The sequence below is a fragment of the Clostridium sp. CTA-1 genome, from assembly GCF_054768215.1.
In genome coordinates this window covers 31,554-43,859 of record NZ_BAAAAP010000030.1, presented here as the reverse complement: position 1 = coordinate 43,859, position 12,306 = coordinate 31,554, and the positions used below count along the sequence as shown (strand labels likewise).

Genomic DNA, 12,306 nt, shown 5'->3' with positions numbered 1-12,306 from the left:
CCAGCCTATTATATAAGCAAAGGACTTAAAAGTAAATTTTTAGCTAGTTTTTTCTCTATAACTATAATATTAGCCTTAGGATTTATAGGTAAYATGGTTCAGGCAAATTCTATAGGGGCAGCTTTTTCAAATATTTCTAATATACCATCTTGGATAATAGGAATAATAGTTGCAATACTTGGATTGGTTGTTTTTATAGGAGGAATAGGAAGAATAGCTTCTGTAACAGAAAAAATGGTTCCTATAATGGCTTTATTTTATATAATAGGAAGTATTATAATATTAGCTAAGAATTATACAAATATATTACCTGCTTTTAAATTAATATTTGTTTCTGCTTTTAATCCTAAAGCTGCTGTAGGTGGAGTTGCAGGTGTTACTGTGAAACAAGCTATACGATATGGAGTGGCAAGAGGATTATTTTCAAATGAAGCTGGAATGGGATCAACACCACATGCCCATGCGGTAGCTAAGGTAAAACATCCAGTAGAACAAGGATTAGTAGCTATAGTTGGAGTATTTATAGATACTTTTATAGTTCTTACATTTACAGCATTCGTAATACTTACAACAGGGGTACTAGATGGAAAGACAACAGGCATAGAATTAACACAAAATGCATTTACTCAAGGATTAGGTAATTTTGGTGCATACTTTATAGCCATTGCATTATTTTTCTTTGCTTTTTCAACAATAATTGGATGGTATTTCTTTGGAGAAGCTAATGTAAAATATCTTTTTAAAGGTAAGGGCTTAAATATATATAGATTATTAGTGGCAATTTTTATAGTGGTAGGAACAACTTTAAAAGTAGATTTAGTTTGGGAACTTGCAGATACTTTTAATGGACTTATGGTAATTCCTAATGTAATAGCATTGATAGCTTTAGTTAAAATAGTAAAAGAGTCATTAAAGGATTATAATGAAAATTTTAAAGTTACAGATAAATAAATATAAGAAAGACTTTAAGTATATTAATAGCTTAAAGTAGTAATATAAGAATATATTTAAAGAATATAAAATTTTAAAGAAGGGTATATAATAAGCATAGAAGGATGTATTACTAACATGAGGTTATGTTAGTAATACATCCTTTATTTTTGATATAACTAATAATAGTAATTAATATAAATTAATTACTATTAAGATTTTTATTACTCTACTTTGTATATATTTATTTTATTTTCTAAAGAATTAGAAAGATTACTAAGTCTATTAGAAGAAGTCTTAACTTTGTTTAAAATATTTAATTGGTTACTAATGGAACTTGAAACTTCTTTAGTATTATTAGCGTTTTCCTCAGCAAAATGTGTAACTGAAAAAATTTCATTTTTAGTTTTTTCGCAATTATTAGTCAATGTATTTGCAGAATTTAAAACTTTAGTTATATCCGTAGATACATTAACTACAAGATTAGATACTTCATTAAATGCTTTTATAGCCTCTAAAAGTGAAATATTTTGCTCATCTACAACTGAATTTACTGTAGTTATTTGATTAACAGTACTAGAAACAGCATTTTCAATATATTTTACAATTTTTTCTATGCTTTCAACAGAGTTAGCAGATTGTTCAGCAAGTTTTCTAATTTCTTCAGCTACAACCGCAAATCCTTTTCCATATTCTCCAGCTCTTGCAGCCTCTATAGATGCATTTAAAGCAAGAAGATTAGTTTGCTGAGAAATTTGTCCTATAACATTAACTATATCACTAATTTCCCTAGATTTTATTTCGAATTCTTTTACAGAATTTACTGCCATTAGTGAAGCGGATTTAGTATCTTTCATTTTTATTTCTTGATTTTTAACCGTATCTTCAATAACATCTATGGTATTTAATGCTTTAGTAATAAAAGATTTTGAGTTATTCATGTCTTTTAGTATATCATTAATATCTTTAGATAAATGGGATATTAAATTTTCACATTCATTAAGACTATCTGCTTGTTTGGAAGAAAGGGTAACTACATTATTTATAGATAACATAGCTTCTTCTAGCTTTAATATTGCATTGTCTAAGTATGAATTGTTTTCATAGGAGCTAGAGGTTACGTTTAAACTTAAATCTTTTACAGTAATTATCATAGATTTCAAATTATCTATTACATTGTTTAGATTTTGAAGCATTTCATTACCATTTGTTAAATTTTCCTTTGAAAGTTTATATGTAAAATCATTATTTTGTATGCTAAGGGCAGCCTCATTAACTAAAATGGAGGGATTTATAAATTTTTTTATATTTTTAAATATAGAGGAAATTCCTATTATTATTCCTGATAAAACATAAAATAGAATATTCAATAAAAAATTTTTACCGTTAAGATTTAAAATATAGGATGTAATAATTCCTAATATAAAGGTTGAGGGTAAAATTAAGCACATAGTTGTAATCATATATTTTGTTTTAAAGCTAGTATCAGTGTACATATTTTTTAACTCCTTTACATGAATAAATAGGGATATTATTTACAATATTAATTTACGATATTTTAATGAAAACCTTTATGTGAATTTTTATAAATAATATTGTTAAATATAAATTATATTTGTTTATAAGGAAATAATATTAACATCAATAAAATAACTATAGTATTAAAGAAATATTATGTTATAATATATGGAAAATATAGTAAAAGAACGTTGCTTAAAAGTATGAATTAATAATAAATTTTTTCCTGGAGGGAAATAAAAATATGAATAGATTTTCTAAGAATATAGATATATACATAATTATTTTGTTATTAAACTTTTTTTGTATATGTAGTTTTATATATTTTAATCTAGGTAAAAATATTATGTTAAATTTTATAATGTTAGGTTTACTATTTACGGTGACAATAGTAGCTTATTTTAGAGGAATAGTTGAAGGCTTTTTATTTAGTGCTATGATTATATTCTTTTATGTTACTTATATAATTTATAATAATATAATTTATAGAAATCCTATAGAACTTATTACTTATATTTGGATGGTTGATATACCCTTAAGTGCTTTTATATCTGGAAGGTTATCAGAAAACATAAACTTAATTCAGAATATAAATGCAAAACTGCAAAAGGAATATAGAGATTTAATAACCATTGATAGGACTACTGGCCTTAGTAATTTAAAAGGATTTTATATGGATTTAGATAGAGAAATGAGTAAGGCTAAAAGGCATAAATTAAGCCTCTCTCTTATGATCGTAAAAATACAGTATTATGATGAACTTAAAGTTATTTTAGGAGAGAAAAGAATGGAGGAAATTTTAAAGGTTATAAGTAATGTTATAACCTTAGCAATTAGGGGAGAGGATATTAGTTATAAATTAGATAAAGATATTCTTGCGGTGCTTATGCCTAGTACAAATATTCAAGGGGCTGAGGTAGTAAAAGGTAGAATAAAGGAAAGTATCAGTGAAGAAAACTTAAAAATAAAACAAGAGGATAAGAATGTTAATCTTGATATAAAAATAGGAATAGTAGAATATGAAAATACTATAAAAGAAGCCTTTGAATTTAAAGAATTAGCAGAAAAGGAATTAGAGTACGATGTATAAGAAAATAATTATTTATTTTATGGTATTCTTTCTACTATTTACGAATGTAAATTGTAAAATTAAAGCAGTGGATAATGTTAAAAAAGAAAAAGTCTTAATAATATATGATAGTTTTAAATTTTTTCCCTATAACAACAATATAGTATATTCTGTTAGAGAACTTTTAGGAGCCTTTAATACAGAGGTAAAAGTAGTAAATGTGGCCGATTATAGGGAAAGGGAAATAGATAATTATGATTATGTGTTTGTAATGGGTATAGAAGGAAAATTAAATAAAAAAGAGCTTATAAAGGACTTAAAAGATTATAATAAAAAAATATGTTGGATAGGAGAAGGTATAGATATTTTATTGCAAAACGACCCTAAATATAATATGGGGTTTTTAGATTCTAGATCAGATATTACAGAAGTCTATTATTCTAATAAAGAAAATATAAATATTTCTAAAATGGAAAAATTTTATTTAGATTCAAAAGAAAGCTTTACAGTTTTAAAGCCCTATTCTAAAGAAGCAAAAATATATGCTTATTTAAGTAATGGGAAAGACTATTTCCCTTATATAGTAAATGAAAAAAATTTATGGCATATAAGCAGAATAGATGACAACTCAGTGATTTTTTATATTTTTTCAGATATTCTAAATTATATATTTAAAGTAGATAAATTTAAAGAGGGGAAAGTTTTTATAAGAATAGAGGATGTTCATCCTTTAAGAGATATAAATGAGCTTAAAGCTATAGCAGACTATTTATACAGTGAAGACGTACCCTTTATGATAGCTCTTATTCCTACTTTTGTAGATACTAAAACAGGTTATATGAATAGTATGTCAGATCAAAAAGAATTTATTGATACTATAAAATATATGCAGAAAAAAGGTGGCACAGTAATACTACATGGATACACTCACCAAAATAGTAAAGAAGAAGCTTCAGGAGAGGGGTATGAGTTTTGGAATGGAAAAGAAAATGCTCCTTTGAAAGTGGATATGGAAAAGTATGTGTATGACAAAGTAGGAAGAGGTATTAAAGAATGTGTAAAAAATAATATATATCCATTAGGCTTTGAAGCACCTCATTATGCTATGGACATGAGAGCATATAAACAAATTAAAAAGTATTTTTCCACTTATGTAGGGCAATATCAAAGTAGCGATAAAAGATTTACAAGTACAGCATATCCTTACATACTAAAGGACACAGAAATTTTTAATATATTTATCCCTGAAAATCTGGGATATGTAGAAAAGGAGAATCCACTATGGCTTAAGGAAATACAGGAGAATTTTCGTCAGATTTCTATGGTAAAGGGATATACTGCTGGAGTATTTTTTCATTCTTATATAGATATAAATTATTTAAAAGAACTAGTTGATTATTTTAAAAGTGAAAATGTTGATTTTTTAGATTTGAAAAAAGAAGAAAATTGGGTTAAATGGAATGACATAAAAATTTTATCAAAGGATGGGAAGGTAAATATACAGTATAAAAAAAGTGAAGAGGATAATAAAATTAATAATAAAAAAAGTTTTAAAGATAAACAGTTTATAGAAAGAGCTAATTTTATAATTATAATAATAGTGGCTGTATTTGTGATTATATTTCTTATTATATTTTTTGTATCCAAGAAAAAGGATAAAAATAAATTTTTAAGGTGATAAATGTGAAAAGTTTAAATTGGTTAGATTATTTCTTTATTTATTCTTTAGTTTCAATATGGATGCTACTGCTTGTAAATATAATTTTATCTTTGTCTGGGTATAGATATTATTTAAAAACTTTAAACAGTGAACTTAAAGGATTAAAGGATGAAGAATATCCTATGGTATCCATATTAGTACCTGCCCATAATGAGGAAAAGGTAATAGGAAGAACGGTAAAATCTATTTTGCTTTTAGATTATCCTAAAGATAAAATGGAACTTATTGTTATAAATGATGATTCCTCAGATAATACTAAAAAAATATTAGAACAGATTGAAAAAGAATACAGATTTTATAATTTTAAAATAATAAATACAGATAGTATAACAGGAGGAAAAGGTAAGTCCAATGCCTTAAATATAGGGTATAAACATTCAAGTGGTGATTTTATAGCCGTATATGATGCGGATAATACTCCAGACAAAAATGCATTAAAATATCTTATTGAAACTATAATTGAGGACGAAAGTTTAGGAGCAGTTATAGGAAAATTTAGAACTAGAAATAAAGACAGAAATATGTTAACAAGATTTATAAATATAGAAACCTTAAGTTTTCAATGGATGTGTCAAGCTGGAAGATGGAATTTATTAAATTTATGTACTATACCTGGCACTAATTTTATAGTAAAAAGGGATATAATACAAAAGTTGAATGGTTGGGATCCAAGGGCTATAGCAGAAGATACAGAAATAAGTTTTAGAATATATGAATTAGGATATAAAATAAAATTTGTACCATACTCCGTAACCTGGGAACAGGAGCCAGAAAATTTAAAGGTTTGGTTTAAACAAAGAACTAGATGGGCCAAAGGTAATATTTATGTGCTTCTAAAATATTTTAAAAATATATTTAAAGGAACTAGTAAAAATATAATATTTGATATTTTTTATTTTTTTTCAGTGTACTTTTTATTTTTATCCTCTGTAATAATATCTGATATTTTATTTATTGTTGGTATTTTTTCAAATATAAATTTACATGTTACAGGAAATTTTAATGTTCTTTGGATATTAGCATATGTGCTTTTTGTTTTAGAAGTAAGTTTAACCCTAACCTTAGAAAAAGGGGAAAGTAATAGGAAAAATTTAATACTTGTGCCTATTATGTATTTTACATATTGTCAAATGTGGATGATAGTTGCACTTAAAGGAATAATTCAATATATGCAGGATAAATTGTTTAAAAAAGAGGTTAAATGGTATAAAACGGAAAGATTCTAAGAATAAATATAAAAAACACATAGAAAAATCAATAAAAGAATTATCACTTAAAGGATATGAAAATATTAAATGAAATAAATAATAATATAAAAAGAAAGGCAGGTGAAAACCTGATTAGTTGTTGATTAACAGGAAAAAAATACTTAGTTAATGTTACTATTTATTATGACTTTAGAAATCAGGAGTAAATATGAAGAAAAATTTGAGAATAATAATTATTATTATAATAGTTTTCCTAGGAAATATTATAAGTGTACAAAATGTAATGGCGGCCCCAAATAAATCTAAAAATTTTAGAGTAGAAAAAGATATGAAGATGGAAGGGGTATTTGGGAGCAATGTATTTTTCTTTAATATAGATGGAAGTTGGAAGGTAGATAATACTTATTTAAATCTAATTTTTACAGAGAGTGAGCTTTTAGATAAAACCCAATCTACATTAACAGTTTATATAAATGATTTCCCCGTATATTCTATGAAAGTTGGAGACAAGAAGAAATATAAAGAATCTATAAAAATTAATATACCAAAGGATAAATTGATATCCGGATATAATGAAGTTAAAATTAAAGTTTATAGTAGAATATCAGAAAAACCCTGTGTAGATGATGTAAATAGTGGGAATTGGTTTATAATTCACAAAGGTTCTTATGTTCATATGGATTTTAAAGATAGAGAAGATACAAAAACTCTTAAAGAATTTCCTTACCCTTATTTAAAAGCCAGTGATGAAAATCCAGCTAACAGTATGATTATGATATCAGATAATTTTTCTCAGGGGGAAATAACATCTGCTATGTTGCTTTGTTCTAATTTTGGATCAAAAAGAAAGTTTGATAATGTAAATGTGAAAGTTTATAAAACTTCAGAGGCTAATTTTAAAAATAAATTAGATATAATTTTTATAGGAAGTAAAAATAATACTCCCCTAGATTTGTTAACTTTACTGTCCAAAGAAGAGATAAATAGGCTAGATAAAGATGCTATTGTTAAAGAGGTTATTTCACCCTATAATCCTAGTAAAAAGCTATTGCTTTTAATATCTAATAATGAAAAGAATATGATAAAGGCTTCAAAATTATTATGTAGTAAAGACTATATGAAGCAAATAGATAAAGACACTATAATAGTTAATAATAGTATGGATGTAGAAGATATAAAAGAAGAAAAAGGGAATAGAGTATCATTGTCAGATTTAGGATATGGCAATGTAAGTTTAAAAGGACCTTTTAAACAGGAGGCAACCTTTAATTTGAATATTCCCAAAGATAGATTTATAAAAGAGGGATCAAAGGTAGTTATAAATAATAGATATTCTAAAAATATAGATTTTGATAGATCTCTTATAACGGTTTATATAAATGATACTCCAATAGGTAGTAAAAAATTAGACAGCAAAACAGCGGATAATGATAGCTTTGAAATAAGTATTCCAAAAGATATTAGAAATAGTAGCAATTATGAAATAAAGGTAGTGTTTAATTTAGAAATTAAAGATTTATTTTGTACTTTTAGAGAGGGCGAAAATCCTTGGGCTTATATATTAAATAATTCTTACATTTATACCCCTTATAAAGAGGGTAGGGATAATGTATTTGAAAATTATCCTAATCCATTTGTATCTAATGGAGGTATGAATGATTTGACATTAGTACTTTCAGATAATACTACTTCTGAAGAACTTAATTTTGCAGGAAATATAATGGCTACCATAGGGCATGATGTAGATATCAATAGGGGTAAATTTAATGCAGTAGCAGCAAAGGATTTATCATCTAAACTTAAGAAGGGTAATTTAATAATCATAGGAACACCAGAGAGCAATTCTATTATAAAAAATTTAAATAAAAATTTATATATTAAATTTAACAAGAATTTTAATGGATTTCTATCCAATGAGAAAATGAAATTTTTTCAGGATTATAGCAGCAAATTAGCCTCTATTCAACTTATAGACTCTCCTTATAATAAAGAGAACAAAGCAATGATAGTAACATCAACTTATACTAGAGATTTAGCTTTAGCACAAAAATATTTAAGTGATATATCTTTAGTAAAAAATCTTAAAGGGAATGCTGTAACTATAGATAGAGATGGTATAATGAATTATTCATATTTTGGAGATAAATATGATAAAGAAAAAGAAGAAAACGGTAATATTAGTAAATTTAAAAATATAACTTTAAACTCTAATATAAAAAATTTATTAATATTTTTTATATTTATAATGCTTATTTTAGTGGGAGGTTCTTTATTATTTATAAAAAAATATAAAAAAAATAGTTAGGATATATTATTACTAGTACAATAATTAGGATAACTTAATAAACAGAGGTCTTGGCTTTAGATGGAGTTTTTACTCCCACTAAAGCTTATTAACAGAATTCTTAGGAGTTTTACTCCTTAGAAGTCGTTATCCTTTAGGAGAAATCGTTATCCAGGGACGTAACCGCTCTTTACTCCTACGTTGAATAAGATAGGTGTATTAGGGCGGGTAGTCATCGGATAAAAATGATTAAATAAGTTATAATTAGTATTGAGTAGTTTGGGCTTTGGTTAATATTAGGAAAATCAAGGGTAAATTTTATAAGGTATAGTCTAGGGTTTATTAAGGTTAAGAATACCTTAATACAAAGGGAGTTATTTTATGAAAAAGAATAAATATATAATATGGATAAGTATAATGTTGATTTTTATTTATGTATTAAATTTAAATCCAATTGTTCATGGAGAAATAAATAAAATAAAAAATAAGTTTTATGGAAAAACTTTAAATGATAAATTTGAAGTTAAAATAAAATCAGGAAATTTATCTACAGATTATGATATAAATCAAACGTTGGAAGATATAAATAAATTAGGGATAAATACAATAAATATACCTGTAGTCATAAATATAAAAAATCTATCCTCTAGTAACATGAGTGTAGATAAAGAAAGTGAAAAAAAAGCTATAGAATTAATAAAAAAATTAAGATGGAAAAAGATAAATATAATATTAGAACCATATCCTTGGATAGATAATGGTAATCTTTATGAAACGGAATGGAATCCTAATAATAAAAAACAATTCTTTAAAAATTGGCAAAATAATGTGCTTAAAGTATTAATAGATAATATAGCAGTTCCCTATCATGTGGATGCTTTAAATGTAGCTTCTAATTTTGTATATATTGAAGATGAACAAGAGCAGTGGTGTAATACCATAGATTTTGCAAGAAAACATTATAAAGGACTTATAACTTATAGAACTTGTTGGTGGTATACAGCTCATTGGGAACCTGAAACTAAAGAGAAGTACCAAAAAAAATTAAATAATAAATTATTTTCTAAGGTGGATTTTATATCTGTTGCAGCTTATTTTGAACTTACAGATAAAGATACTAATACAGTGGAAGAGCTCGTAGATGCTATAGATAACGTAAAGAAAAATGATAGAAGACAAAATATAAAAAAAGAATTATATCATTTAAATGAAAAATGGCATAAACCTATTTTCTTTGGAGAGCTAGGTTTTCCTAGAAAGAATAAGGCAGCCTCTGAACCTTGGAATCCTATGCCTTCAAAGCTTTCTAACAATGAAGAACAGGCTAGATGCTTTGAAGCTTATAGAAGGGTTTTTGAAAAAGAACCTTGGCTTTTAGGGTTTTCTATTTTCGCTATAGGAGAGAATAGTGAGGGTAAAAACTTTTATCCTTCAGAAGAAACTACAAAGGTAATTAAAAAATGGTATAGTAAATAGTATATATTTTATAAAGATTAAAATACATTGTGAAAATTTTAAATATTTAATTTGCTAAATAAAGTAATAAAACTATTGCTTATTATTTCTATATGTGGTATTATTAATTATGTTGTAAGTTTAATAACTGCAACAATTAAGGATTTAATATGATAATAACATCTCCTCTTTTTAAGAAGTTATGTGAATCAGTTTTAAATCTTAATAATTAGAAGGAGGAATGTTAAAATGGCAGATAAGAACATAACATGCAAAGATTGTGGAAAGGAATTCGTTTTCACTGAAGGAGAACAAGAATTCTACAAAGAAAAAGGATTCGAAAATGAACCACAAAGATGCCCAGAATGCAGAAAAGCAAGAAAACAACAAAACAACAGAGGATTCAGAAGATAATTGAATTCGTAATTATACCTGTAAGAGATTACTCTTACAGGTTTTTTGTATATTAGTATAGTTTTTAGAGCAGTATTATTTTTCTATTTAAGGTAGATAAAATATTTATAAATAAGATTTCATATAATTTTAAATGGTGCTTAAGTTGAAATTTTAAGTTAAATATATTACTATATTTAGTAATGCATAGATCTTTAAGAATTAAGATTGAATTTACTAAATAATATATTAAAAAATTAGATGAGACTAATCACTTTATTTTTTAATAATATGATAAATAAAAAGCTATAATTAATCAATAGTAATATAGTTTACATATTTATGGAGGTAAAAAATGTCTACACAGATTATAATTGTTCTTATACTTACATTTGTTATTTATGTCATATCAACTTTGGCATATTCTGTAAGGATTGTAGGGGTAAGAACTGGTAGAATAGCAATATCTTTTGCAGTATTTAATGTGTTTGCATTGTTATCTAGAACTGCCAACACTATACAGGCACCACTTTTAGCTAAAACCATTGAAAATAGTATAAATTTAGGCAATTCAGAAGGATTATTATATGTTTTTAGGTGGATACTTTTGTCAACAACCTTGGCAACAGTAGTTGGAGCATTGCTAATGCCAACATTTATAAAGTTTTTTGGAAGAGCAGTAGAATCTTTTAGTATTTATCGTTCTATACCTAAATTGTTATTTCATGGATTTTCGAAATCTGGAATAAGACAGTTTAAAGAAAGTGTAACTAGGCCTAAAAAAGAAAATTTTAAATATATAAAAGAATATAAAAAAATACCTAAAAAACTAGTGTTATTGAATACAATAGCATTTTCTATATCTACTGTTGGAATATTAGCATCTTTATACGCAGGATGTCTAAACCCAGAATTAAGAACAACCTGTAGTACATTGTCATCCGTTATAAATAGCATAGCAACAATTCTCATGTTTATATTTATAGATCCTTTTATTTCAATGCTTACAGATGATGTTATTGCAGGAAGTTGCAGTGAGGTTAATTTTAATAGATGTATAACTTTTATAGTTGGCGGATTAATAGTAGGCACACTCTTAGCACAAATTTTGTTAAAGCCTGCAGCACAAATTATTAGTACTATTGCAAGATTAATTTAAATATTTGTAGTAAAATTGGTAATAGGGTAACTCATTAGAAATATAATTTCAAGATAGTGTATCAAGATAGATTTAAATTTATTTTGATACACATTTTTTTTAAAAATTTTGAAAAAACTATTGAAAAATAATATTAGTTGTGCTTTAATTAAGATACACCCCCAGGGTGGGGGTGGCTGAACGAGGCGAACTTATTTAAGTACAAAATTTTAAAAATAAATATAGTTTTTATTAAATATAGAAACTAAATTATATAAGGAGGAAGAATAATGAATGAAGAAAAAAAAGCAGCTCTCCAAGCTTTAAAAACTTCAAAAGGACAGATAGAAGGAATAATAAAGATGATAGAAGAGGGACGATATTGTATAGATATATCTAATCAAATGACAGCTGCTCAATCTTTATTAAAAAAAGCTAACATGCTTATTTTAAAGCAGCATCTTAATCATTGTGTAAAACAAGCTTTTCTTCATGATAATGGAGAAGAAAAGGTAGATGAAATTATAGATACATTAACTAAGTTGCTTGGTAAATAATAAATTTTAAATATCAATTCAAAGGTGGTGTAAA

At 25.7% G+C, this 12,306-nt stretch carries 10 protein-coding genes; 9 read left to right on the top strand and 1 reads right to left on the bottom strand.

Annotation, left to right across the window (positions count from 1 at the left end; translation table 11 throughout):
- Nucleotides 1–951: alanine/glycine:cation symporter family protein (locus ACYUEW_RS17145; protein ID WP_460277473.1), on the top strand; the 951-nt coding region annotated here is incomplete at its 5' end.
- 203 nt (nt 952–1,154) lie between these two features.
- Here ACYUEW_RS17145 and ACYUEW_RS17140 read toward each other — a convergent pair.
- The gene (locus tag ACYUEW_RS17140; RefSeq protein ID WP_003486910.1) at nt 1,155–2,426 is read right to left on the bottom strand and encodes a methyl-accepting chemotaxis protein; all 1,272 of its coding nucleotides are present in this window, start codon (nt 2,424–2,426) and stop codon (nt 1,155–1,157) included.
- Nucleotides 2,427–2,692: 266 nt separating this feature from the next.
- Between ACYUEW_RS17140 and ACYUEW_RS17135 the strand changes: the two genes are divergently transcribed.
- From ACYUEW_RS17135 to ACYUEW_RS17100, 8 genes are all read left to right on the top strand, one after another.
- Nucleotides 2,693–3,538, top strand: coding sequence for a GGDEF domain-containing protein (locus ACYUEW_RS17135; RefSeq protein ID WP_042385265.1), 846 nt, complete (start codon nt 2,693–2,695; stop codon nt 3,536–3,538).
- Nucleotides 3,531–5,195 (top strand): DUF2334 domain-containing protein, encoded by a 1,665-nt coding sequence (locus tag ACYUEW_RS17130; RefSeq protein ID WP_460277470.1) that lies wholly within the window; start codon nt 3,531–3,533, stop codon nt 5,193–5,195. Before ACYUEW_RS17135 ends, ACYUEW_RS17130 begins: the two co-directional genes overlap by 8 nt.
- 5 nt (nt 5,196–5,200) lie before the next feature.
- Nucleotides 5,201–6,463, top strand: a complete 1,263-nt coding sequence (locus tag ACYUEW_RS17125; RefSeq protein WP_042385262.1) for a glycosyltransferase family 2 protein — start codon at nt 5,201–5,203, stop codon at nt 6,461–6,463.
- A 190-nt stretch (nt 6,464–6,653) separates the two neighbouring features.
- A complete protein-coding gene (locus ACYUEW_RS17120; protein ID WP_045516815.1) occupies nt 6,654–8,750 on the top strand; it encodes a cellulose biosynthesis cyclic di-GMP-binding regulatory protein BcsB in 2,097 nt (698 codons plus the stop codon).
- A 360-nt stretch (nt 8,751–9,110) separates the two neighbouring features.
- Nucleotides 9,111–10,205 carry a glycoside hydrolase family 113 gene (locus ACYUEW_RS17115; RefSeq protein ID WP_460277467.1) on the top strand — a complete coding sequence of 365 codons (1,095 nt, stop codon included), beginning with the start codon at nt 9,111–9,113 and terminating at the stop codon, nt 10,203–10,205.
- Nucleotides 10,206–10,433: 228 nt separating this feature from the next.
- Nucleotides 10,434–10,598 (top strand): zinc-ribbon domain-containing protein, encoded by a 165-nt coding sequence (locus tag ACYUEW_RS17110; protein ID WP_003393739.1) that lies wholly within the window; start codon nt 10,434–10,436, stop codon nt 10,596–10,598.
- Between the two features lie 334 nt (nt 10,599–10,932).
- A complete protein-coding gene (locus tag ACYUEW_RS17105; RefSeq protein WP_003486899.1) occupies nt 10,933–11,736 on the top strand; it encodes a lipid II flippase Amj family protein in 804 nt (267 codons plus the stop codon).
- Nucleotides 11,737–12,005: 269 nt separating this feature from the next.
- Nucleotides 12,006–12,272 carry a metal-sensing transcriptional repressor gene (locus ACYUEW_RS17100; RefSeq protein ID WP_003358680.1) on the top strand — a complete coding sequence of 89 codons (267 nt, stop codon included), beginning with the start codon at nt 12,006–12,008 and terminating at the stop codon, nt 12,270–12,272.
- Nucleotides 12,273–12,306: the final 34 nt, after the last annotated feature.